Origin of the sequence: Thalassorhabdomicrobium marinisediminis, from assembly GCF_003072065.1 — a bacterium.
Classification (GTDB): Bacteria; Pseudomonadota; Alphaproteobacteria; order Rhodobacterales; family Rhodobacteraceae; genus Octadecabacter; species Octadecabacter marinisediminis.
On sequence record NZ_QCYG01000008.1, the window covers coordinates 60,335 to 84,133 of the forward strand.

The 23,799-nt window shown below is 65.8% G+C and carries 22 protein-coding genes; 12 read left to right on the plus strand and 10 right to left on the minus strand.

Going from position 1 to position 23,799, the window contains the following annotated elements:
• Positions 1–43: 43 nt before the first annotated feature.
• A complete protein-coding gene (locus DC363_RS13045) occupies positions 44–1,384 on the minus strand; it encodes a GH1 family beta-glucosidase (protein WP_108641601.1) in 1,341 nt (446 codons plus the stop codon).
• A gap of 136 nt (positions 1,385–1,520) precedes the next feature.
• Here DC363_RS13045 and DC363_RS13050 point away from each other — a divergent pair, with 136 nt between their 5' ends.
• From DC363_RS13050 to DC363_RS13080, 7 genes are all read left to right on the plus strand, one after another.
• Positions 1,521–2,825 carry an acetylornithine deacetylase/succinyl-diaminopimelate desuccinylase family protein gene (locus DC363_RS13050; RefSeq protein WP_108641602.1) on the plus strand — a complete coding sequence of 435 codons (1,305 nt, stop codon included), beginning with the start codon at positions 1,521–1,523 and terminating at the stop codon, positions 2,823–2,825.
• The gene (locus DC363_RS13055; RefSeq protein ID WP_108641603.1) at positions 2,822–4,297 is read left to right on the plus strand and encodes an ABC transporter substrate-binding protein; all 1,476 of its coding nucleotides are present in this window, start codon (positions 2,822–2,824) and stop codon (positions 4,295–4,297) included. The genes DC363_RS13050 and DC363_RS13055 overlap by 4 nt, the downstream gene beginning before the upstream one ends.
• Before the next feature lie 142 nt (positions 4,298–4,439).
• A complete protein-coding gene (locus DC363_RS13060) occupies positions 4,440–5,384 on the plus strand; it encodes an ABC transporter permease (RefSeq protein ID WP_108641604.1) in 945 nt (314 codons plus the stop codon).
• 13 nt (positions 5,385–5,397) lie between these two features.
• Positions 5,398–6,213 carry an ABC transporter permease gene (locus tag DC363_RS13065; RefSeq protein WP_108641748.1) on the plus strand — a complete coding sequence of 272 codons (816 nt, stop codon included), beginning with the start codon at positions 5,398–5,400 and terminating at the stop codon, positions 6,211–6,213.
• A complete protein-coding gene (locus DC363_RS13070) occupies positions 6,210–7,793 on the plus strand; it encodes an ABC transporter ATP-binding protein (RefSeq protein WP_108641605.1) in 1,584 nt (527 codons plus the stop codon). Before DC363_RS13065 ends, DC363_RS13070 begins: the two co-directional genes overlap by 4 nt.
• Before the next feature lie 4 nt (positions 7,794–7,797).
• Positions 7,798–9,240: an aldehyde dehydrogenase family protein gene (locus DC363_RS13075; RefSeq protein ID WP_108641606.1), complete on the plus strand. Its 1,443-nt coding sequence runs from the start codon at positions 7,798–7,800 to the stop codon at positions 9,238–9,240.
• A 6-nt stretch (positions 9,241–9,246) separates the two neighbouring features.
• The gene (locus tag DC363_RS13080; protein ID WP_108641607.1) at positions 9,247–10,251 is read left to right on the plus strand and encodes a P1 family peptidase; all 1,005 of its coding nucleotides are present in this window, start codon (positions 9,247–9,249) and stop codon (positions 10,249–10,251) included.
• Here DC363_RS13080 and modC read toward each other — a convergent pair.
• The 3 genes from modC to modA are packed head-to-tail and all read right to left on the minus strand — an operon-like array spanning position 10,248 to position 12,735.
• Positions 10,248–11,285 carry a molybdenum ABC transporter ATP-binding protein gene (gene modC, locus DC363_RS13085; protein WP_108641608.1) on the minus strand — a complete coding sequence of 346 codons (1,038 nt, stop codon included), beginning with the start codon at positions 11,283–11,285 and terminating at the stop codon, positions 10,248–10,250. The genes DC363_RS13080 and modC overlap by 4 nt on opposite strands.
• Positions 11,285–11,980 (minus strand): molybdate ABC transporter permease subunit, encoded by a 696-nt coding sequence (gene modB, locus DC363_RS13090; RefSeq protein ID WP_108641749.1) that lies wholly within the window; start codon positions 11,978–11,980, stop codon positions 11,285–11,287. Before modB ends, modC begins: the two co-directional genes overlap by 1 nt.
• The gene (modA, locus tag DC363_RS13095) at positions 11,977–12,735 is read right to left on the minus strand and encodes a molybdate ABC transporter substrate-binding protein (RefSeq protein WP_108641609.1); all 759 of its coding nucleotides are present in this window, start codon (positions 12,733–12,735) and stop codon (positions 11,977–11,979) included. The genes modB and modA overlap by 4 nt, the downstream gene beginning before the upstream one ends.
• An 82-nt stretch (positions 12,736–12,817) precedes the next feature.
• On the opposite strand from modA, the gene DC363_RS13100 reads away from it, so the two are divergent.
• Both DC363_RS13100 and DC363_RS13105 read left to right on the plus strand, forming a co-directional pair.
• Positions 12,818–13,279: an NUDIX hydrolase gene (locus DC363_RS13100; protein WP_108641610.1), complete on the plus strand. Its 462-nt coding sequence runs from the start codon at positions 12,818–12,820 to the stop codon at positions 13,277–13,279.
• Between the two features lie 82 nt (positions 13,280–13,361).
• Positions 13,362–13,772 (plus strand): DUF1178 family protein, encoded by a 411-nt coding sequence (locus tag DC363_RS13105; RefSeq protein ID WP_108641611.1) that lies wholly within the window; start codon positions 13,362–13,364, stop codon positions 13,770–13,772.
• Positions 13,773–13,782: 10 nt separating this feature from the next.
• Here the strand turns inward: DC363_RS13105 and DC363_RS13110 are convergent, their stop codons facing one another.
• Positions 13,783–14,325: an adenine phosphoribosyltransferase gene (locus tag DC363_RS13110; RefSeq protein WP_108641612.1), complete on the minus strand. Its 543-nt coding sequence runs from the start codon at positions 14,323–14,325 to the stop codon at positions 13,783–13,785.
• 206 nt (positions 14,326–14,531) lie between these two features.
• Between DC363_RS13110 and DC363_RS13115 the strand changes: the two genes are divergently transcribed.
• Positions 14,532–16,148, plus strand: coding sequence for a SulP family inorganic anion transporter (locus tag DC363_RS13115; RefSeq protein WP_196778425.1), 1,617 nt, complete (start codon positions 14,532–14,534; stop codon positions 16,146–16,148).
• Between the two features lie 48 nt (positions 16,149–16,196).
• Here the strand turns inward: DC363_RS13115 and DC363_RS13120 are convergent, their stop codons facing one another.
• Entirely contained in the window at positions 16,197–16,805 is a 609-nt protein-coding gene (locus DC363_RS13120) for a flavin reductase family protein (RefSeq protein WP_108641614.1), read from the minus strand.
• Positions 16,806–16,884: 79 nt separating this feature from the next.
• On the opposite strand from DC363_RS13120, the gene DC363_RS13125 reads away from it, so the two are divergent.
• Positions 16,885–17,406: a GNAT family N-acetyltransferase gene (locus tag DC363_RS13125; protein WP_108641615.1), complete on the plus strand. Its 522-nt coding sequence runs from the start codon at positions 16,885–16,887 to the stop codon at positions 17,404–17,406.
• A complete protein-coding gene (locus tag DC363_RS13130) occupies positions 17,403–18,197 on the plus strand; it encodes an EcsC family protein (protein ID WP_108641616.1) in 795 nt (264 codons plus the stop codon). The genes DC363_RS13125 and DC363_RS13130 overlap by 4 nt, the downstream gene beginning before the upstream one ends.
• Positions 18,198–18,204: 7 nt before the next feature.
• On the opposite strand, the gene ptsP is transcribed toward DC363_RS13130, so the two are convergent.
• From ptsP to DC363_RS13150, 4 genes are all read right to left on the minus strand, one after another.
• Positions 18,205–20,445, minus strand: a complete 2,241-nt coding sequence (ptsP, locus tag DC363_RS13135; RefSeq protein WP_108641617.1) for a phosphoenolpyruvate--protein phosphotransferase — start codon at positions 20,443–20,445, stop codon at positions 18,205–18,207.
• Positions 20,446–20,569: 124 nt separating this feature from the next.
• Complete coding sequence (locus tag DC363_RS13140; RefSeq protein ID WP_108641618.1) at positions 20,570–21,013, minus strand: GNAT family N-acetyltransferase; 444 nt, start codon at positions 21,011–21,013, stop codon at positions 20,570–20,572.
• Positions 21,010–22,248, minus strand: coding sequence for an aspartate kinase (locus tag DC363_RS13145; RefSeq protein WP_108641619.1), 1,239 nt, complete (start codon positions 22,246–22,248; stop codon positions 21,010–21,012). Before DC363_RS13145 ends, DC363_RS13140 begins: the two co-directional genes overlap by 4 nt.
• Before the next feature lie 69 nt (positions 22,249–22,317).
• Positions 22,318–23,739 (minus strand): FAD-binding oxidoreductase, encoded by a 1,422-nt coding sequence (locus tag DC363_RS13150; protein ID WP_108641620.1) that lies wholly within the window; start codon positions 23,737–23,739, stop codon positions 22,318–22,320.
• Positions 23,740–23,799 lie beyond the last annotated feature (60 nt).

Consider the following 23,799-nt stretch of genomic DNA (forward strand, 5'->3'; position numbering starts at 1 on the left):
ATGATCCGTCAATCCGCCAGCCGACTGCAACCCCCCCGCGCGGTTATTTTTCGCCGCCTTTGGTGAGCGCCGCGCGAAAGGCCTCGAACGAGGATTTGGGCGTGCGCTTTTGCGTGTGGTAGTCCACGTGGACCAGACCAAAGCGTTTCTCATAGCCCAGCGCCCATTCGAAATTGTCCAGCAGCGACCAGCCGAAATAGCCCTGCACCGGCACCCCGTCGGCGATGCAGCGGCGCACCACCTGCAAATGGTCCTCGAAATATTGCACCCGCACCGGGTCCTCAACCTCACCACCAACCACGTGATCGTCGTAGGCCATGCCGTTTTCGGTCACCATCAAAGGCAGATCGCCAGTATAGTCCCGCTGCAACCGTTTGAGCAGGATTTCCAGCCCCTGGGGGTAAATCTCCCAGCCCATCTGGGTCTTGGGCAAGGGGCCGAGCACCTCTCTTTGATGGGGCCAGGGCTCATGGGGGGCGGCTTCGATCAGCGCGCGGGTGTAATAATTCAGACCCAACCAATCCATCGGCTGGCTGATCAAGGCCATGTCATCCTCGTATCCGTCCGGCATGTGCTGGCCCGCGGCGGCGATCATCTCGTCGGGGTAGCGGCCCTTGAACAGGCCACCGGCGAACCAGCCCATCTGGATCGCATCGACGGTCTCTACCGCGCGGCGGTCGGCGGGGGCGTCGCTGGCCGGTTCCGCCTGCGTGAAGTTCAGCACGATGCCAAGGTTCTTCTGGCCGTGGTCGCGCAGCACCGACATCGCCGTTCCGTGGGCAAGCTGCACGTGATGCATGGCCCGCATCGCCGCCCGAATGTCGCGCAAGCCCGGCGCGTGCAGGCCGATGAAATGCGACAGCCAGGCGACGCACCAAGGCTCGTTCAGGGTGGCCACCCGCTCCACGCGGTCGCCGATCCGCTCGATCACCACGCGGGCCATGTCCCCGAACCGCAAGGCCGTGTCGCGGTTGGTCCAGCCGCCCTGATCCGCCAGCGCCGAGGGCAATTCCCAGTGATACAGCGTTAGCGCCGGCTTGAGCCCCCGCTCCACCGTGGCATCCACCAGGCGGTCGTAGAAATCGAGACCCTCCGGGTTCACGGTTCGCCCGTCCGGCATCACCCGCGCCCATGAGGTCGAGAACCGGTAGGCGTCAAAGCCCCCCGACCGGATGATGTCCAGATCCTCTTCATAGCGGTGGTAATGGTCGCAGGCGATCGATCCGTCGTCCGCGTGCAGCACATTGCCCGGCGTGGCGGCGAATGTATCCCAGTGGCACGGCCCGCAAACGCCATTGGCGCTGCCTTCGATCTGATAGGCCGCCGTGGCCGCGCCAAAGATGAACCCTTCGGGAAAATCGTCCCGCGTAAAGCTGAACCGCATGCTGCCCTCTGCCCTTCCTGCGCGGCTATGCCGCTTGAGCACCCATCGAACAGGGTCGCAGCCCCAGCGTCCAGCCCCTTTCTGCCTCCTTTTTCTGCCCCTTGCGGCGGCGCGCGCCCTCGCCAATAGTGCGGGCATGACCGACCTGACCCCCCTTCTCGAGCGGATCGCGGACAAGCGCGACGACCTGATCGCCCTCACGCAAGAGCTGATCCGCATTCCCACGCTGAACCCCCCGGGCGAGAATTACCGCGAGATTTGCGACTACCTCGACGCGCGGCTCTCGGCTCACGGATTTGCCACCGAACTGATCCGCGCCTATGACACCCCGGGCGATTGCACAGCCTACCCCCGCTGGAACATCGTCGCCCGTCGCGAGGGCGCGCATACGGGCGATTGCGTGCATTTCAACAGCCATACGGATGTGGTCGAAGTGGGTCAGGGCTGGACGCAGGACCCCTTCGGCGCAGCGCTCATCGACGGCAAGATCTATGGCCGCGGGGCCTGCGACATGAAAGGCGGGCTTGCCGCCTCGATCATCGCCGCCGAAGCCTTCATCGAAACCTTCCCCGACTTTCACGGCGCAATCGAGATCTCCGGCACCGCGGACGAGGAATCCGGCGGCTATGGCGGTGTCGCCTTCCTTGCCGAACAGGGCTATTTCTCGCCCGCACGGGTGCAGCACGTCATCATCCCCGAGCCGCTGAACAAGGACCGCGTGTGTCTTGGCCACCGGGGCGGCTGGTGGGCCGAAATCGAAACAAAGGGCGAAATCGCCCACGGCTCCATGCCGTTTCTGGGCGACTGCGCCGTGCGCCACATGGGCGCGGTCCTCGACAAATTCGAAACCGACCTCTTTCCAGCCATGGCCCAGCGCCGCACCGATATGCCAGTGGTCCCCGAAGGGGCGCGGCAATCGACCATGAACATCAATTCGATCCACGGCGGCCAGCCGGAACAGCCCGACGATTTCACCGGTCTGCCCGCTCATTGCGTGCCGGATTCCTGTCGTATCGTGATCGACCGCCGGTTTCTCGCCGAGGAACCGCTCGATCAGGTGCGCGGCGAGGTGACAGCGCTGCTGGACGGGCTCAAAACCTCGCGCGCACGGTTCGACTACGCGCTGCGCGAACTCAATCACGTGCTGCCCTCCATGACCGACCGCGACGCCCCCGTCGCCGCCACGCTGGCGCAACAGATCGAGACCGTGCTTGGCGCCCCGGCCGAGTTCGTCGCCTCGCCCGGGACCTACGACCAGAAACACATTGATCGGATCGGCCGACTGAAGAACTGCGTGGCCTACGGGCCGGGCATCCTTGAGCTGGCGCACAAGCCCGACGAATACATCGCCGTTGACGATATGATGGTGAGCGTGGAAGTTATGGCCAGAAGCCTGGCCGCGCTGCTGCTGCCAACGGACGAAACAGGGAGGTCGCTATGACCCATTTCAGCAAACTTCTCGGCGCCAGCGTGCTGGCCCTCAGCGCGGGCATGGCCACGGCGCAAACCGACATCACCGTCGCGATCCAGCTTGAGCCCCCGAACCTCGACCCCACGGGCGGGGCGGCGCAGGCCATCGATTCGGTGCTTTATACCAACGTGTTCGAGGGCCTCACCCGGTTCATGGCCGATGGCTCCGTCGTGCCCGGCCTCGCGGAAAGCTGGGACATCTCCGAAGACGGTCTGACCTACACCTTTCACCTGCGCGAGGGTGTGACCTTCCACGATGGCACCACGATGGACGCGGAAGACGTGAAGTTCTCGCTCGACCGGGCCCGCGCCGAAGACAGCACCAACGCGCAAAAGGGCCTGTTCACGGACATCGCCGAGGTGACGGTGATCGACCCGCAGACCGTCGAAGTCAAACTCGCGCAGCAGAATGGCAATTTCCTGTTCAACATGGCCTGGGGCGACGCGGTGATCGTGGCCCCCGAAAGCATCGACACCATTGCCTCCAATCCCGTGGGCACCGGCGCATTCGCCTTTGCCGACTGGGTGCAGGGCGACCGGATCGAGTTGACACGCAACCCCGATTACTGGGGCACGGCACCTGCGCTTGACTCTGCCACTTTCCGGTTCATCTCCGACCCGACCGCCGCCTTCGCCGCCGTGATGGCCGAGGATGTGGACGCTTTCGTAGGCTTCCCCGCGCCCGAGAACCTGCCGCAATTCGAAGCCGACCCGCGCTTCCAGGTCCTGATCGGCAACACCGAAGGTGAGACGATCCTTTCGATCAACAACAAACAAGAACCCTTCGACAACCCGCAGGTGCGTGAGGCGATCGCCCATGCCATCGACCGCGACGCGCTTATCGACGGGGCGATGTTCGGCTACGGTACGCCCATCGGCACCCATTTCGCGCCGCACAATCCCGACTACGTGGACCTGCTCGACAACTCGCCTTACGACCCCGACCGCGCGCGCGCACTGCTCGCCGAAGCGGGCTACGGGGACGGGTTCAGCACCACCCTGAAACTGCCGCCCCCTTCCTACGCCCGCCGCGGAGGAGAGATCATCGCCGCCCAGTTGCGCGACATCGGCATCGACGCGGAGATTTCCAACCTCGAATGGGCCCAATGGATCGAAGAGGTTTTCACCAACAAGGATTTCGACCTCTCCATCGTGTCCCACACCGAACCGATGGACATCGGCGTCTATGCCAATCCGGACTACTATTTCCAATACGACAATCCGGACTTTCAGGACCTGATGGACACCCTGAACGCCACCACCGATCCCGCGACACGCAGCGATCTTCTGGCGCAAGCGCAAACCATGATCGCCAAAGATTATGTCAACGGCTACCTGTTCCAGCTTTCGGTGCCGACGGTGGCCAAGGCGGGGCTGACCGGCCTCTGGGTCGACCAACCCACCGCCGCCGTGGACCTCACCGGCGTCGCCTGGTCGGAATGATCCACCACTGCTGGGGGCGCGACCAACTGGCCCCGCCCCCGTTCATCTTTGCTTCAAAAATATCCCGGGGGGGCGCGCAGCGCGGGGGCAGCGCCCCCAATCGCGCGCCGCAGGCGCGCCCCCGGCCCGCCGCAGCCGCCTCATGATCCGCTATCTCGCCAAACGCCTTTTGTCGCTGACCCTCAGCCTGATCGCCGCCTCGCTGGTGATCTTCGCGGTGATCGAGGTGATCCCCGGCGACCCGGCCGCCTTCATGCTTGGCCTCAACGCACGCCCCGAAGCGGTCGAGGCCCTGCGCGACCAGATGGGGCTGAACGATCCGCTGTTTCTGCGCTACCTGTCGTGGGTCGGCGGGCTGCTCACCGGCGACTTCGGCACCTCGTGGACCTACAAAACCCCGGTGGCCGAGCTTGTGTCCGACCGGATCTGGGTCTCCCTGCCGCTTGCGGTCTATGCGCTGATCCTCTCCACGCTCGTGGCCTTTCCCGCGGGCATCCTTGCCGCCGCGCGGCGTGGCGGGCTGGGCGATGTGTCGATCATGGGGGCCACGCAGCTGGGCGTCGCGATCCCGAATTTCTGGTTTGCGATGATCCTCGTGCTCGTCTTTGCCATCAATCTGCGCTGGTTCCCCTCGGGCGGCTTTCCCGGCTGGGACGATCCCCTCGCCGCGCTCAAATCCCTCACCCTGCCGGCCATCGCGCTGGCCCTGCCGCAGGCGGCGATCCTGGCGCGGGTCATGCGCTCTTCCCTGCTCGACATGCTGTCCGAGGATTTCATCCGCACCGCCCGCGCCAAGGGCCTCAGCCGGCGTCAGGCGCTCTGGCGACATGCGGTGCGCAACGCGCTGATCCCGGTGCTGACCATCATCGGTTTGCAGTTCGCCTTTCTGCTGGCCGGCGGGATTATCATCGAACAGGTGTTCTTCCTGCCCGGCCTCGGCCGTCTCATCTTCCAGTCGATCTCCGCCCGCGATCTGATCGTCGTCGAAAGCGTGGTCATGCTGCTTGTCTTCACCGTGATCGTCGTCAACTTCACGGTCGATCTGGCCTATGCGCTGGTCGATCCGCGCCTGCGGTCGCGGGGCTAGGCCGGTGGTGCATCTGAACCGCAATATCCTTCTGGGCGGCACGCTGTCGCTGCTGTTCCTCGGCCTTGCCGCGCTGTCCTTCTTCTGGACGCCGTTCGACGTGACCCGCCTTGATATTCCCGACAAATTGCAGCCGCCCGGCGGGGATCATCTGCTGGGCACCGATCACTTCGGGCGCGACATCCTGTCGATGATCATGATGGGCGCGCGCACCTCCATCGCGGTGGCGGTGCTGGCGGTGGGAATCGGCATCGCCGTGGGCGTGCCCTTGGGGCTGCTGGCCGCTGCCCGGCGCGGCACCCTGCTTGACGAGGTCATCATGCGCGGCAACGATCTGGTCTTCGCTTTTCCGAGCCTTGTGATCGCGATCCTGATCACCGCCGTGTTCGGCGCCTCGGCCGTCAACGCGATCATCGCCATCGGCATCTTCAACATCCCCGTCTTCGCCCGTCTGGCACGCGGCGCGGCCTTGCCGATCTGGGAGAGGGATTTCATCCTGGCCGCCCGTGTCTTCGGCAAATCACGGCTGCGCATCTCTTACGAACATATCCTGCCCAACATCACCAACCTGATGATCGTTCAGGGCACCATCCAGTTCTCGCTCGGCATTCTCGCCGAAGCGGCCCTGTCCTATATCGGGCTGGGGGCGCAGCCGCCTACGGCAAGCTGGGGCCGGATGCTGGCCGATGCGCAGACCCTGACCGCCATCGCGCCCCACGTGGCACTGGTCCCGGGGCTGGCCATCGTGCTGATGGTGCTGGGGCTGAACCTTCTGGGCGACGGGTTGCGCGACTGGCTTGACCCCCGCATCCGGGTACAGCGCGTATGAGCCTGCTTTCGATCTCGGACCTGTCGCTTTCCATCGGGCCGGTGGACATCCTGCACGACGTCACTCTGACCGTCGCCCCGGGGGAGATCGTGGCCATCACCGGGGAAAGCGGCTCGGGCAAATCAATGACCGCGCTGGCCGTCATGGGGTTGCTGCCGCGTGGGGCGCAGGCCTCGGGCCGCGTGGATCTGGACGGCACCGACATTCTGACAACGCCCGAGCCCGACCTCTGCCGGATGCGCGGCAATACGATGGGAATGGTCTTTCAAGAACCGATGACCGCACTCAACCCCGTCCAGACCATCGGCGCGCAGGTGGCCGAGACCATCGAGATCCACGAAGCGACCACCAAGCGCGATGCCCGCGCCCGCGCCGCTGACATGCTCGTCAAGGTCGGGCTGAAGGTGCCCCCGACCCGCTATCCGCATGAGTTGTCTGGCGGCCAGCGTCAACGGGTGGTCATCGCCATGGCCATCGCCCGCCAACCGCGGTTGCTGATCGCGGACGAGCCGACCACCGCGCTGGATGTCACCACCCAGGCGCGCATCCTTGACCTGCTGCGCGATCTGGTGCGCGAGTTCGATATGGGGTTGCTGCTCATCACCCATGACCTTGCGGTAGTGGCCGATATCGCCGACAGGATCGTGGTCATGCAGAATGGCCGCGTGGTCGAAGCCGGCCCCACGGGGCAGCTTTTGCGTGACATGCAGCACCCCTACACCCGCGCGCTTTTCGCAGCCTCAAGCCATACGCCCGACATCGCACCCCGCCCCACGGGTGACGACCGACAGGGGTTGCAGGTGCGTCACGTCTGCCGCGAATATCCCTTGCCGCGCCGCCGCCTGTTCGGCCCCCGCCCCCGCTTTCGCGCGCTGGATGACGTGAGCTTTGACATCAAACCCGGTGAGCGCGTGGGCCTTGTGGGGGAAAGCGGCAGCGGCAAGTCCACCCTCACCCGCGCCATCCTCGGGCTGGAAGAGGTTCAATCCGGCACCATCACATTGGACGGCGCACCTGTGTTCACCGGCACGCGGCCCAACCTAGCGGTGCGGCGCAAGATGCAGGTGGTGTTTCAGGACCCCTACAGCTCGTTCAATCCCCGTCACAAGGTGGGGCGATTGGTGGCCGAGCCCTTCCACCTTCTGCCGCATCCCCCGGACGATGTGAACGACCGGATCGCCCGCGCCCTGCGCGATGTGGGCCTGTCGGAGAGCGATGCCGGCAAGTTCATTCACGAGTTTTCCGGCGGCCAGCGGCAGCGCATCGCCATCGCCCGCGCCCTGATCGTCGCGCCCGAGTTGATCATCTTTGACGAAGCTGTCTCGGCCCTTGATGTGTCGGTCCGCGCGCAGGTGCTGGACCTGATCGCCGACATCTGTGCGGCGCGCGACCTTGCCTATCTTTTCGTCAGTCACGATCTCTCCGTGGTGCGCGGGGTGACAGATCGCGTGCTGGTGATGAAATCCGGCCAGATCGTCGAACAGGGGCCGACCGAAGACGTCTTCAGCGCCCCGCAACATCCCTACACCCGCGCGCTTTTGGCCGCCGCACCCCAGCTTCCCGATCTGCACAAGGTTTGAGTCCATGCCCCTGTCCCCGTTCAACATCCCCCCGGCGCACCATCTGATCGGAGGCGCATGGGTCGCGGCCACAGACACGCTTGAAGTCACCGACCCCTCCACCGCCGCCCCCCTGACCCGGATCGGACGCGGCACGCCCGAAGACATCGACGCGGCGGTGGGCGCAGCCCATGGGGCGCGGGACGGCGCATGGGGCGCGATGACCGCACTAGAGCGGGGCCGCATCCTGACCCGGATCGGCGCGGCGGTTCTGGCGCAGGTCGATGCCTTGGCCGAACTGGAATCCCGCGATGTGGGCAAACCGCTCAGTCAGGCCCGCGCCGATGCTGCGGCCTTGGCGCGCTATCTGGAATTCTACGGCGGCGCAGCGGACAAGATCACCGGCGAAACCCTCCCCTACCTTGACGGCTACACCGTCTATACCTTGCGCGAACCGCACGGGGTGACGGGCCATATCGTGCCGTGGAACTACCCGATGCAGATCATCGGCCGCTCGGTCGGGGCCGCGCTGGCCATGGGCAACGCCTGCGTGCTGAAACCTGCCGAGGACGCCTGCCTCACCGCGCTGGCCTTCGCGCAGATCGCCACGGACGCGGGTTTGCCGCCGGGGGCGCTGAACGTCGTCACCGGTCTGGGGGCCGAGGCGGGGGCGGCGCTGGCCGCGCATCTCGGCATCCAGCATGTGTCCTTCACCGGATCGGTGCGGACCGGACAGGCGATTCAAGCGGCCGCGGCGCAGAATGTCGTCCCCGTCACGCTGGAGCTTGGCGGCAAGTCCCCGCAACTGGTCTTTAACGACGCGAACCTTGATCGCGCGTTGCCGTTCCTTGTGAATGCGGGCATCCAGAACGCAGGCCAGACCTGTTCCGCCTCCTCGCGCATTCTGATCCAGCGTGGCGTTTATGAGAGCGTCCGCGACCGCATGGCCGAAGCCTATCGTGCGCTTCGGGTGGGGCCAGCGTTAGAGGATCTCGCCCTCGGGCCGCTCATCTCCAAGCGCCAGAAAAAAATTGTCGAAGGGTTCATCGCCAAAGGCGCGGACCTGACCCTTGTCGCCCAAGGCGAGATCGCGACCGACGCGGCGGGCCACTACGTGGCACCACGGCTCTTCGCGGACGTGCCCCCCGACCACCCGCTTGCGCAAGACGAGATTTTCGGCCCCGTGCAGGTGCTGATCCCCTTCGAGGATGAAGCTGAGGCCCTGCGCATCGCCAACGGCACCGATTACGGCCTTGTGGCGTCGGTCTGGACGGACAGCGGCGCGCGGCAGATGCGGCTGGCCAAAGCGCTGAAATCAGGGCAGGTTTTCATCAACAACTACGGCGCTGGTGGCGGCGTTGAATTGCCCTTCGGCGGCGTCGGCAAGTCCGGCCACGGGAGGGAAAAGGGGTTCGAGGCGCTCTACGGCTTCTCCGCCCTCAAGACCGTCGCCGCGTATCACGGATAGGACGACATGACCTACACCACCGGACCGAAGAACATGATCACCGATGTCGCGGGGTTGAAGGTCGGCAACGCCTCGGACGCCGCGCTCAAATCCGGCAGCACGGTGTTGCTGGGCGATGCGCCTTTCACAGCCTCCGTGCACGTCATGGGCGGCGGGCCGGGCACGCGGGAAACCGATTTGCTCGCGCCGGACAAGACCGTGCAGCAGGTCGACGCGCTCGTGCTGTCGGGCGGCTCGGCCTTCGGTCTCGATGCCTGTTCCGGCGTGGCGGACGGGCTGCGCGCACAGGGGCGCGGCTTTGCCATCGGCAACGTCACCGTGCCCATCGTGCCCGGTGCGATCGTGTTCGATCTGATCAACGGCGGCGACAAGGCCTGGGAGGTGAACCCCTACCCCGCTTTGGGCCGCGCGGCGCTGGCCAATGCGGCGCGTGATTTTGCGCTGGGCAGCCACGGCGCGGGCACGGGGGCCATGGCCGCGCGGCACAAGGGCGGGTTGGGCTCGGCGTCGGTCATCTTGCCCGACGGGACCACCGTAGGGGCGCTGGTCGTGGTCAACGCGCTGGGCTCGGTCACCACGCCCGGCGACCGTCACTTCTGGGCGGCGCCCTTCGAGATGGGGGACGAGTTCGGCGGCCTCGGCCCGGACCCGAAGGGCGGCTACACCGGACCTGAGCCGAGCCTGAAAGAACAGGCCATGGGGCTGCATGCCCAGCAGGGGGCGAACACCACCATCGCCATCGTCGCCACGGATGCGCCCCTGTCGAAGCCCCAGTGCCACCGGCTGGCGGTCAACGCCCACGACGGCATGGCCCGCGCCATTGTGCCCGCGCATACGCCGCTGGACGGGGACCTTGTGTTCGGTGTGTCGACCTCGACCGCCGCTTCCGTGGATCACGCGGGCTATGCCCCCATCGGCGCAGCCGCTGCCACCTGTCTGGCCCGCGCCATTGCCCGTGCGGTCTATGAGGCGACGCCGGAGCCGGGCGACCTCATCGCGACCTACCGCTAGCCCACGTCGCCGGGGGCGATGGCCGTGGCCTTGAGGATCGCGAAGACGTGGTCGCCCACCTGCAGGCCCATCCCGTCGCAGGACCGTGCCGTCACCCGCGCCAGAAGCCGCGCCTGACCGGCCTGCAACGCCACAGCCACATCCGGGCCGGTGCCCCGCTCCAGCCCGGTGATCGTAACCGATAGCACGTTGAGCGCGCTGAGCCCCTCGGGCGCGCTGCGCGACAGGATCACATCCTGCGCGGGCACTCGCACCCGGATATGGCCCAGCGCCCGACCCACGGCGCCCGGCACCCAAAGCGCGCCGCCTTCGGTCTCGATCTTGGTCAAGCCATCGTCCGAATGCCCGACCACGCGCCCCGACAGCACCGCGCCCGCGTCGCGCACCCCGATGAAGGGGACGGCCGCAGGGTCCGCCAGCACGTCCTCAAGCGCGCCGGAGACGACGACCTGCCCGCGGTCCAGCACCACGATCCGCCGCGCCAGCCGCGCCACTTCGGTCATGTCGTGGCTGACATAAAGGATCGGGATCGCGGTCTGGTCGCGCAGCGCCTCGAGATAGGGCAGAACCTCGGCCTTGCGGGGGGAATCCAGCGCCGACAAGGGCTCATCCAGCAGCAACAGGTGCGGCGCCGACATCAGCGCCCGCCCCAAGGCCACCCGCTGCCGTTCCCCGCCCGAGAGCGAGGCCGGATGACGCCCGAGCAACGGTGCAAGACCCAGCACCGCGATCACCGCCTCTTCATCGTGACGCCCGCCGTAGCGAAGGTTTTTCAACACCGTCAGATGGGGGAAAAGCCGTGCGTCCTGAAAGACATAGCCGATGTTTCGCCTGTGCGGCTTCAACGTAGAAAGGTCGCGCCCGCCCAGGGTGATGCGCGCGTGGTCACAGTCCGACAGGCCGGCCACAGCGCGGATCAGGCTGGTCTTTCCGGAACCTGAGGGCCCGAAAATCGCGGTCACCCCGGCGGGGGCCTCGAAGGCAGCGTCGAGCGTGAAATCCGGGAAGGCCCGGGTGACATGCACCTGCAACATCAAAGCGCCCTCCGCCGCACCACGCGGTTGGCCAGAAGCTCGCTCACGATCAGGGCCGCGGCCGCGATGACGATCGAGACGATCGCCAACCGCAGGGCCAAAGGCTCGCCGCCGGGCACCTCAAGCAAGGTGTCGATGGACAGGGCCAGCGTCTGCGTCTGGCCGGGGATGTTGGACACAAAGGTGATCGTCGCGCCGAACTCGCCCATGCCCTTGGCGAAGGCGAGCACCGCGCCCGCGACGATACCGGGCCAAGCGAGCGGCAGGGTCACCGTGCGCAGAACCCGCAAGGGCGAGGCGCCCAGCGTGCCCGCGGCCTCTTCCAGACCTGCGTCCACCGCCTCAAGCGACAGGCGGATCGCGCGGACCATCAACGGGAAGCCCATGATCCCCGCCGCCAGCGCCGCCCCTGTCCAGCGAAAGGCAAACACCAGACCGAACAGCGCCTCGAATCCGGCACCAAGCGGGCCGGTGCGTCCGAAGCCGAGCAACAGCAGATAGCCGGTGACCACCGGGGGCATCACCAACGGCAGATGCACCAGCACGTTGAGCGCTTGCCGCCCGAAAAACCGCCCCCGCGCCAAGGCATAGGCCACCGCGAACCCCAACGGCAGGCTGACCAGCGTGGCCCAGAAAGCCACCTTGAGCGACAGCCACAGCGCAGACCATTCCGCCGGGCCAAGCCAGTCCGTCACGGGGCGGCCCAACCGGGCAGAAAGCCCCAGTCCGACAGAATGTCTTGCGCCGCAGGTTCCACCAGATAGGCCATGAACGGGGCTCCGGCGGGGGTGATCGCGCCACCGGCGTAGGTGATCGGCGGGTGGGTTTCGGGCGCGAAGCGATAGACCTCGTGCAGGTCCGGCAGGGCAACCAGATCGCTGGCATAGCCGATGCCCAACGCCGCCTCGCCCCGTTCCACGAACCGCAGCGCGGCGCGCACGTTGTCGGCCTGCACGGCACGCGGCGCCAGCGCATCCCACAGCCCAAGGGACGTCAGCGCCGCCTTCGCGTAGCGCCCTGCGGGCACCGCATCGACCTGCGCCACCGCCAGAACGCCGTCACCCAGTGCATCCGGCAAATCCTGCGCGCTCTCCAGTTGCCCGGGTGCGCGGCTCACGACGACCAGCGCGTTGCCGGCGACGGGGGTGACCGCCTCAAGCACACCCTGCTCAACCAGCCAATCGGCCCAAGCGACATCGGCCAGCAGCACCACATCCGCCGGTGCCCCCGCCGCCGCTTGCCGCGCGATGGCCGAGGAGGCGGCGAAGACCAGCGTCGTGTCCTGCCCCGTTTCCGCTTCGAACGCCGCGGCCACATCCCCCACCGCGTCGCGCAGGCTGGCGGCGGCGAAGATCGTCACAGGCTCGGCCGCACCGGGCGTGCCCGCAAGTGTCCACAGGGCACCACAAATCGCGAGAATCCGCCCCGCGCCTCCGGCCAATCTTTTCATTTCTTTCACTATTCCTTAGGCTTACAGGATCAAGCAACAGTGTGCACCAACACACGCCAAGGGCAACAGCCGGATCGCGGGCATGAGCGGACTTCAGCAACAGCAGATCAACCTGCGCGCGGGGGGCAAGACCGATCTGCGCACCCAATTTGCAGCTTTGTGCTACCGGATCAAGCACGACAAGGTGCAAATTTGCCTTGTCACCTCCCGCCGCAGCGGGCGCTGGATCGTGCCCAAGGGCTGGCCCATGGACGGGGAAACCCCGGCGGATGCGGCGGCCACCGAAGCCTTTGAAGAGGCGGGCGTGCGCGGCAAGGTGCATCCGCGCCCCGCCGGTGTCTTCAGCTACAACAAGACCCGGGCGGCGGACGCTTTGCCCTGTCTGGCGGTGGTTTATCCGTTGAAGGTCAAGAAGGTCCTTGACGACTGGCCCGAAGCGGCCGAGCGCCAGCGCAAATGGCTGCCGCGCAAAAAGGCGGCGGCGCTTGTGAGCGATCCGGAACTGGCGGCGATCATCCTGAATTTCAGACCCGATCCGGCCTGAGGCCCCTCTCCGCGGCCGGCCTGCCCATTGTCGTCGGCCCCGCCGCGGCCTATGTCATAGGGAAGGAAAGGAAGGCCAAAGAGTGATCCGCTATAGACTGACATGCGATCAGGACCACGAATTCGAAAGCTGGTTCCAATCGTCCGAGGCGTTCGACACGCTGGACAAGGCGGGGCATCTGTCCTGCGCGGTCTGCGGCTCGTCGCGGGTGCAGCGTGCGCTGATGGCACCCTCGGTGCAGGGCACCTCCGCGCCCCTTGCCGCCCCCCGGTCAGAGGTTGAGGCCGCCCTTGCAAAGATCCGGCAAGAGGTTGAGTCCAATAGCGAATATGTCGGCTTGACCTTCGCGCAAGAGGCCCGAAAGATCCACGCGGGCGAAGCGCCGGAGCGCGCGATCTATGGCGAGGCCAAGCTCGCCGATGCGAAAAAGCTGATCGAGGATGGCGTGCCCGTGGCGCCGCTGCCGTTCCTGCCCAAACGCAAGACGAACTAGGCCGCGCCGGTCAGTCGCCGGCGTAGGCGCACAGGGCGTGAACCTCTTGCCCCAGCCCTTCGAGCCGCGCACGCCCCCCGAGGTCCGGCAGGTCGATCACGAAAGCGCAGCCCACGACATCGCCGCCCAGCTTTTCGATCAATTTGATCCCCGCCTCAGCAGTGCCGCCCGTGGCCAGCAGATCGTCAACGACGAGCACCTTGGCTCCCGCTTCGATCGCGTCATCATGGATTTCCACGACCGCTTCGCCGTATTCCAGCGTATAGCTCTGTTCGATCGTCCGCCCTGGCAGCTTGCCTTTCTTGCGGATCGGCACAAACCCCTTGCCCAACTGGTGGGCAATCGCACCGCCCAGAATGAAGCCGCGCGCCTCGAGCCCGACGACCACATCGATATCCGCGCCCGCGTAGGGGTGCAGCAACTGGTCCACCGCCATGCGGAACCCGCGCGGATTGGCGAACAGCGTGGTCACATCGCGGAACATGATACCTTCGTGCGGGAAATCGGGAATCGTGCGGATGTAGTCCTGAACGGTTTTCTGGGCGGGTTTCATCGAAGGTCCTTTGCGGCGACAATCAGGGCAGGCCGTGGCCCGGTGTCGTGCATACGCAATAGGGCGTCGTCTTGCACCCCTGTTTTTCCGCCCCTTCCCCCGGCGCGCGGGGCGCCGGACCCAAGGGGTGACAAACGGCGCGGCTTTGGGTAAACGGCGCGCACGACTCCCAAAATCATTCAGGTGCTCCGCTCGTGCGTCAATCCATGTTCGCTTCTCTTGTTGGCCGTCTCGAGGACGCCGATCTCAAACCCACCACCACCAATTTCACGCCCGACCGCTTGCGGATCGAGGTGCTCTCGGGGCTGACTGTCGCGCTGGCGCTGGTGCCCGAGGCCGTGGCCTTTGCCTTCGTGGCCGGGGTCGAACCGCTCGTCGGGCTTTACGCGGCCTTCATCGTCGGGCTGATCACCGCGCTGATCGGGGGCCGGCCGGGGATGATCTCGGGCGCCACGGGCGCGCTGGCGGTGGTCATGGTGTCGCTGGTGGCGCTGCACGGGGTCGAATACCTGTTTGCGACCGTCGTCCTTATGGGATTGATCCAACTGGTCGTGGGCTTCATGCACTGGGGCAAATTCATCCGGCTGGTGCCGCATCCGGTGATGCTGGGCTTCGTGAACGGGCTGGCCATCGTGATCTTTCTGGCCCAACTGGGGCAGTTTCAGGTGCCCGGCACGGCTGGCGAAAGCGGCGGGCACGGCATGGCGTCCGGCGAATGGCTCTCTGGGACGCCGCTCTATCTGATGCTGGCGCTTACCGCGCTGACCATGGCGATCATCTGGGTCTGGCCGAAGATCACCAACCTGATTCCGGCCCCCTTGGCGGGCATCGGCATCGTCGCGCTGATCGTGATCGGCTTTGGCCTGAACGTGCCGGTGGTGGGCGATCTGGCCAGCATCGAGGGTGGCCTGCCGTCCTTCCACATCCCCGCCGTTCCCCTCACGCTTGAGACGTTCTACATCATCCTGCCCTATGCGCTGATCCTCGCCGCCATCGGCCTGATCGAAAGCTTGCTGACGCTGAACCTTGTGGGCGAGATCGTCGGCAAGCGGGGCGGCGCGAGCCAGGAATGCGTGGCGCAGGGCGTGGCCAACACGGTCACCGGCTTTTTCGGCGGTATGGGCGGCTGTGCGATGATCGGCCAGTCGATGATCAACGTGAAATCCGGCGGTCGCACACGCATCGCGGGCACGGTCGCGGCGCTCTTCCTGCTGGGCTTCATCCTGTTTGCCTCGGGCCTGATCGAGATGATCCCGCTGGCCGCGCTGGTGGGCGTGATGTTCATGGTGGTGATCGGCACCTTCGCGTGGAACTCGTTCAAGATCATGACCAAGGTGCCGCGCATGGACGCCTTCGTGATCGTGCTGGTGACCGTCGTCACGGTGATGACCGATCTGGCGACGGCGGTGGTCGTGGGTGTGATCGTCTCGGCGCTGGCCTATGCGTGGCAGAACGCGAAACGGATCTACGCCACGACCGAGGTCGATGACGCAGGTGCCAAGGTCTACAAGATCAACGGCCCGCTGTTCTTCGGCTCGACCGACGGTTTTGTGGAGCTGTTCGACGTGGCCGCCGATCCCGCCTCGGTCATCATCGACTTCCAGAACTCGCGCGTGGCGGACCAGTCTGCGTTGCAAGCGATCGAGACCGTGGCCGCGAAGTATCAAGAACAGGGCAAGGCGATCCAGCTGCGCCACCTGACCAAGGATTGCCACCAGTTGCTGTCGAGGGCCGGGCACCTTGTCGTCGACAGCGACGACGACCCGGATTACGAGGTCGCGGTGGATTATTCGGTCCGCACGGGCATCATCGGCGGGCACTAAAATATTCGGGCGGCGCGTTCATCGTGCCGCCCGCGCCCTTATCGGGCGTCAGTCCTGCCCCGGCCGGACCATGGAAAACACCTCTCGCACGGCCGCGTAGTCGCGATAGCCAAGCCGCGCGACCGGGTGGAACCGCGTCACATCGAAAATGCCATCAACAAGGCAGTCATCGCGCAGATGCACGCCGGTCACTTCCCCGAACACCGCGAAATTCGACGGGCCCGACAGGGTCACGATCTGCGTCATACGGCACTCGAGCACCGCCGGCGCGCCAGCCACCCGGGCGCAGTCAATGGTCTCGCAATTTGCTTTCTCGACCCCCGCATGGGCGAACTCGTCCACCGTCCGGGGCCAAGGACCCGAAGTGCTGTTCATCGCCTCGCGCATGGCGAACTCCACGATGTTAACCGCAAATACACCCGTGGCGCGTATGTTGGCGACCGAATCCTTCGTGTCGCCGCGATCCTCTTTCGCACTCGTTGAGGCGAACATGACCTGCGGCGGCTCATAAGCGACCGCATTGAAGAACGAATAGGGGGCCAGATTGTCGGCCCCGTCCCCGTCGCGTGTTGAGATCCAGCCAATGGGCCGGGGGGCGACGATGGCACTGAACGGGTTGTGCGGCAGCCCGTGGCCGTCCTTTGGGTGATAGAACATTGCGGCCCTCCTTTGGTGCGTCGCGCACGTTCCCCATAACCTGTTTGCATTGAAAGCAAAACGCGGGGAAACCTGTGGCATGAATTTGCGTGATGAAACAGCAGCGGACGCCTGGGCGGTCGAAGCGCTCTACGACCTGACCTTTGCGCCGGGCCGCAAGGCGCTGTCGTCCTACCGGTTGCGCGACGAGGTGCCGCCGGTGCCTGCCTTCTGCCGCGTGGTGGTCTCGGACGACGGCGTGATCGGCGGCGCGATCCGGTGCTGGCCGGTCCGTGTTGAGGCGCACGACGCGCTTCTGCTTGGCCCCGTGGCCGTGCATCCGACCCGTCAGGGGGAAGGGTTGGGCGGGCTGATGATCCGCGACGTTCTGGACCGGGCCGCGCCTGCGGGCTGGCCCCGTGTGCTGTTGGTGGGCGACGCGCCCTATTACGAGCGGTTCGGGTTCCGCAAGCTCAACGGCGTGGTGATGCCGCCCCCCACCAACCCCGACCGGGTGCTGGGTCATGGCCCCTGGGCCGGGGTGCGCGGCCGGGTGCGCAAGCGCCTTGATGCGCTGGAGGAATTGAAAACACCCCCCGACCGCCCCACATTACCCCTATGAGCGAGACACAGAAGATCACCGAACCCGCCCTGCCCCCCCTGCCGGACGAGGTCCGCGCCGAGATCGCGGCCCTTGCCGCCCGGCAAGAAAACGCCTCGGGTCTGTTGATGCAGCTTGTCACCTATCTGGGCGGACAGGTGGAAGACGGGCTGAACCTGCTGCCTGCCCCGGCCCGCGCGAAGCTCAACGGGGCCGCGACCAAGGCCCTGCGCGCCAGCTATGACGCCGCCGGGCGCAGCCGTGGCGGCGTGGGCCAGATGATCCGGTCCGACCGGGCGCATCAGGCGCTGGCGTCGGTCTCTGGCGCTTTGGGGGGCCTCGGCGGTCTGCCCACCGCGATTGCGGAGCTGCCCGTGGCGACCACGATGATTTTCCGCGCCGTACAGCACGTAGCCGAAGCCCATGGCGAGGATCCGACAACCATGGAAACCCGCGCCCAATGTCTGCATGTCTTCGGCAGCGGCGGCCCCGGTGAGGAAGACGACGGCATCGACACCAGCTTCATCGGCGCACGTCTGGGCCTGTCGGGGGCGGCGATCAACCGGCTGATCAGCAAGGTGGCGCCGAAGTTTGCCGCCGTGCTGGGCCAGAAGCTGGCCGGTCAGACCGTGCCGATCCTCGGCGTGGCCGCGGGGGCGGGCACGAACTACACCTTTACCCGCTACTATACCGAGATTGCCCACGTGCACTTCGGCCTGCGCGCTCTTGCCCGCAGCCACGACCCGCAGGCGGTCACCAATGCTTTTCACGAAGAATTGGCCAAGCACAAACAGCCGGTCCTGAAAGCCTGAGGGCGCGTCAGTCCAAATCGCGCAGGTAGGCACTGATGGCACCGCGCACCGACTGGTCGCCCTGCGCGCGCGCGGCGTCGATCACCGTCTTGACCTCGTCCAGATTGACACGGCGCAGCAGGTGTTTGACCGGCCCGATCGAGGCCGGACGCATCGACAAGGTCTCCAACCCCAGCGCCGCAAAGACCACTGCTTCAATCGGCCGGCCCGCATCCTCACCGCAGAAACTCACCGGCGTGTTCATCGCGCGGCACCGGCCAAGAAGCTGTTCGAGAAACGTCAGAAAACTCACGTTCAGGGTGTCGTAGCGACGGCGGACCCGCTCATTCTCGCGGTCGGCGGCGAAGAAGAACTGTTTGAGGTCATTGCCCCCGATCGAGATGAAATCCACATCCTCGAAAAATGCATCCGGCGCATAGGCAAGGCTCGGCGTCTCCAGCATGGCGCCGATGGTGAAATCCTCGGGGACCGGATGCCCCAAGCGCCGTTCCCGTGCCATTGCCTTGTCGAACTCCGCCCGTGCTGCGCGGTATTCCTCAAGCTGGGCGATGAAGGGGAACATCAGCGTCAGCGGACGCCCGTTGGCGGCCCGGATCAAAGCCTGCAACTGCATTCGCAGCACGCCGGGCTTTTCCAGCCCCACGCGGATCGCGCGCCAGCCCATGGCGGGGTTCGGCTCTTCGTTGGGCTTCATGTAGGACAGCACCTTGTCCGACCCAATATCCAGCGTGCGGAACACCACCCGCCGCCCGTGGGCCGCATCCATCACCCGCGCATAAAGCGCCGACAGCTCGGCCCGCTTGGGCATCTGGTTGCGGATCAGGAATTGCAGCTCGGTTCGGAACAGACCCACACCTTCGGCGCCCGAGCTTTCCAGCGACGGCAGGTCCGCCATCAGACCCGCGTTCATCTGCAGCGAGATCACCTTGCCACAGGCGGTCTGCGCCGGCTGGTTGCGAATGTCCGCATAGCGCGCCTGCGCCTTGGCCTGCATCGCGATCTTGTCGCCGAAGGCTTTCTTGACCGTCTCGCCCGGGCGCAGATGCACGATGCCCTGCTCCCCGTCCACCAGAATCCGGTCCCCGTTGAGCGCGTCGGTCGTGATCCCCCGCGCGTGGATCACCAGCGGAATGGCCCAGGCCCGCGCGACGATGGCGGCGTGGCTTCCGACGGACCCTTCCTCAAGCACGATCCCCTTCAGGGTCTTGCCGTATTCCAGCAATTCCCCCGGCCCGATGTTGCGCGCGACCAACACCGGCTGGTCGGGCATGGCAGCACCAGTCTGCCCGCCCTGCCCGGTCAGGATGCGCAGCAGGCGGTTCGACAGGTCGTCCAGATCGTGCAGCCGGTCGCGCAGGTAGCTGTCGGCATGTTCCATCCGCGTCCGGGCGAGGGATTGTTCTTTCTCGACAGCGGCTTCCGCGCTCAGACCTTGGGCGATATCCGCCTCCATCCGGCGCATCCAGCCGCGCGAATTGGCGAACATGCGATAGGCTTCCAACACCTGCTGCTGGTCGGCGTTGACGGTCGTGGTCTCGGTCAACATCTCGTCCACGGAGACCCGCAAGACGTCCACCGCCTCGCGCAGACGGGTCAGTTCGGCGTCGGGGTCGTCGGCGATCAGGTTGGTGACGATGACGCGCGGCTCATGCAGGTAGACATGCCCACCGGCGGCGCCCTCTTGTGCGACGGTGCCGCGATACATCACCGAATCTTGATGCCGCGCGCGCAGGGCGGCCCCGTCGCCGACAAAGGCGCCCAATTCGGTCATCTCGGCCAGAACCATAGCCACGACTTCCAGCGCGTAAACCTCATCTGCGGTGAATTCGCGCCGGGTGAGGCCCTGCACGACCAACACGCCCATCGTCTCGCCCAGCCGCTGGATCGGCACGCCGCAAAAGCTCGAGAACCGCTCTTCCCCGGTTTCCGCCATGTAGCGGAACCCCTTGGCCGACGGCGCATCGGCGGTGTTGATCACCTGCCGCTTGCGCGCGACCCGTCCGACCAGACCTTCGCCCAGCCGCATCCGGGTCTGGTGCACCGCCTCTTGCTGCAGACCCTCGGTCGCACACAACTCAAGGGTTTCCGCATCCCGGAACAGATAGATCGAGCACACCTCGGCCTGCATAGAGGACGCGATAAGGCGCACGATCTCGTCCAGCCGGGCCTGACCGGCCTCGCCACTGGCCATGACGTCGCGCAACCGCACAAGCAGCTTTCGGCTTTCTGACTCTAGTCCCTGTGCCATCTACTCTCCCGCTTGACGGTCAGACACTACCTGTGGGTGAGAAGGCCCGCAATGGCGTTTGCAACCCCACGGTGCCGTGCCCTCGGGTCATGTGTAGAAGGTCGGCAAACCGTTGAAAAACCGCCTAAACCTCAAGGTCGTAGGTGACCCATCCGGTTTGCGTGGCGATCTTGTCATACAGCCCGCGGGCGCGGGCGTTGTCGGCGGCGGTGATCCAACGCACGACGCCGTGCCCCCCGTCCCGTGCGACGGCACGGACCGCATCGATCAGCGCGCCCGCCGCGCCCGAGCCGCGCGCCTCGGGCGCAACGAAGAGATCGTCCAGAAACAGCCCCGTCGCCGCAGACAGGGGCCGCGCAAAGACACGGTAATGGGCAATCCCCACAAGCCGGTCCCCCTCCAGCGCGCACAACCCGCAAACCTCATGGGCGTTCTCCGTCAACCAGCCGAACACCCGGTCGCGCATATCGGCCGTCTGCTCGACCCCGTAAAAGGCGGCATAGGCGGCATAAAGCCCGTCCCACGCAGCGCGGTCGGCGGGCTTTATGGGGCGGACCGTCAGGCTCATGCGGCTTTTTCAAGCTCGAAGGCGTCATGAAGCGACTGCACGGCCAGCTCCATGTATTTGCGGTCGATCAACACGCTCACCTTGATCTCGGACGTGGTGATGACCTTGATGTTCACACCTTCGTCGCGCAGCACGGCGAACATCTTGGCCGCGACGCCCGCGTGGGACCGCATACCGATACCAACGATGGACACCTTGGCCACGTTCTCATCCGCGACCAGATCGTGGAAATTGATCTCGCCCGAGGCTTTCGCCTTGTCCATCGCCTGCTGCGCGCGTTTCACCTGATTGATCGGGCAGGAAAACGTCATATCCGTGCGCCCCTCTTCCGAGATGTTCTGCACGATCATGTCCACGTTCACCCCGGCCTCGGCCAGCGGACCGAAGATCGCCGCCGCGATGCCCGGGCGGTCGGCCACGGAAATAAGCGTCATCTTGGCTTCGTCCCGGCTGAAGGCCACGCCAGCTACAATGTTGGATTCCATGATTTCTTCCTCTGCACAGACAAGCGTTCCAGCCTCGTCGGTTTGTTCGTCGAATGATGATAGCACACGCAGCGGCACCTTGTATCGCATCGCCAGCTCGACCGAGCGGGTCTGCAGCACCTTGGCGCCAAGCGACGCAAGCTCAAGCATCTCCTCAAAGGCGATGCGGTCCAGCTTGCGCGCTTTCGACGTGACCCGCGGATCGGTGGTATAGACCCCGTCCACGTCCGTATAGATGTCGCAGCGATCCGCCCCGAAGGCCGCCGCAAAGGCCACCGCCGTGGTGTCAGAGCCGCCGCGGCCCAGCGTTGTGATGCGGTTCTCGTCGCTCAGGCCCTGAAAGCCCGCGACAACCGCGACGCGCATGCCTTCGGCGAATTTCGCGGTGATGTTCTCGGTCGGAATCTCTTCGATCCGGGCATTCGCGTGGGCGCTGGTGGTTTTCACCGGCACCTGCCAGCCCTGCCACGACCGCGCGGGCACGTCCATTTCTTGCAGGGTCAGCGCCATCAGACCGGCGGTCACATTCTCGCCCGAGCTGACGACCGCATCATATTCCCGCGCATCATAAAGCGGAGAGGTTTCATCCACGAAGCCCACAAGCTTGTTGGTCTCGCCCGACATGGCCGAGACGATGACGATCACGTCATAGCCGTTCGCCACCTCGACCCCCACGCGCTTGGCGGCGCGCCTGATCCGGTCGAGCGTCGCAACGCTCGTACCGCCGAATTTCATCACCAGAACTGGCATAATCTGTCTCAAATCTCGATAGTCGTGACCGTTGCGCCCTGTTACGCCGCCGCCCCGCCGGACGCAAGGTTACCCGTGGTCACCATGGTGTCGCAGCACCGCGCCGGGGTTCAGGATGCCCCGCGGGTCCAGCGCCGTCTTGATCGCCCGCATCATCGTCAGCTTTGCCGGATCGCCGTAGCACTCAAGGTCTGCAACCTTGAGCCGCCCGATCCCGTGCTCGGCGCTGACCGAGCCGCCGAAGCTGTGCACCAGATCATGGACCGTGGTCTTCACCGCTTCGCGTTCGGCCAGATAGGTATCGCGCGAGGAGCCTTGGGGCGGGAAGACGTTGTAGTGCAGATTGCCGTCCCCCAGATGCCCGAAGCAGTTGATACGGAAGGGGCCGATCTTGCCGATCTCACATGGGGCTTTGGCGATGAAATCCGGGATCGCGCTGATCGGCAGGGATATATCGTGGGACGAGATCGACCCGATCTTGCGGTTCGCCTCGGGAATCAACTCGCGGATCGCCCAAAGGTCCTGCGCCTGCTGTTGCGATTGCGCGATGACGCCATCGGAGACCAGATCAAGCGCCCCTTCGAAAAGCTGCTCCAACGCCGCCTGCGCGGATTGGCCGGCGGATAGGCCCACCTTGATCAGCACCATCCACTCGGGCGGCCGGGCAAAGGGCGCGTGATGGGCAATGCCCGCCTCGGCCAGAAACGCCAGCCCCTGCCGGTGGATCAACTCGAACGCCGTGACCGCTTCGCCGATCTGCTCACCAGCGCGCGCGAGAAGACGCACGGCGGCGGCGGGATCGGTCACTACGAACAGCGCCGTGGCCTCATCCCCCGGGCGCGGCATCAACCGCAGACTGGCGCCCGTGATCACCCCCAGCGTCCCCTCGGACCCGATCATCAGGTCGCGCAGGTCGTAGCCGGTGTTGTCCTTGCGCAAACGGCTCATGCCGTTCCAGATCGTGCCGTCCGCCAGCACCACCTCAAGCCCCAGACATTGCGCCCGCGCGTTGCCATAGCGGATCACGTTCAACCCGCCTGCGTTGGTCGCCAAAAGCCCGCCGATCCGCGCCGAGCCCTCGGAGGCGAGCGACAGGGGAAACAGCCGGTCCGCCGCCTCGGCCACCGCTTGCACATCCGCCAAAATGATCCCGGCATCCACCTCGATCACGTTTTCTTCGGCAAACACCGCGCGCACCTGCGCCATGCGGTGCAGCGACAGGATCACCGGCGTGATGTCTTCGGCGATCTGCCCCCCCACCAGACCGGTGCCGCCACCATAGGGCACCACGGGCACCTGCGCGTCGAAACAGGCCCGCAGCAGCACCGAGACCTCCTGCGTGGTCGCGGGCGAGACGACGTGCCCCCGGCCCTGCCAACGCCCCCGCGGCTCGGTCAGAAAGGCCGCCGGATCGGCCTGAAACGCAGCCTCTGGCAGCAACGCCCGCAACTGGCGCAGAAACCCGTTATCGGCAGGCCGCAGCTCAGACATGCCCCGCCCCCCGCTTCTCTGGTTCGAAAATACCTCGGGGGAGGTCCGGACCCCGTCCGG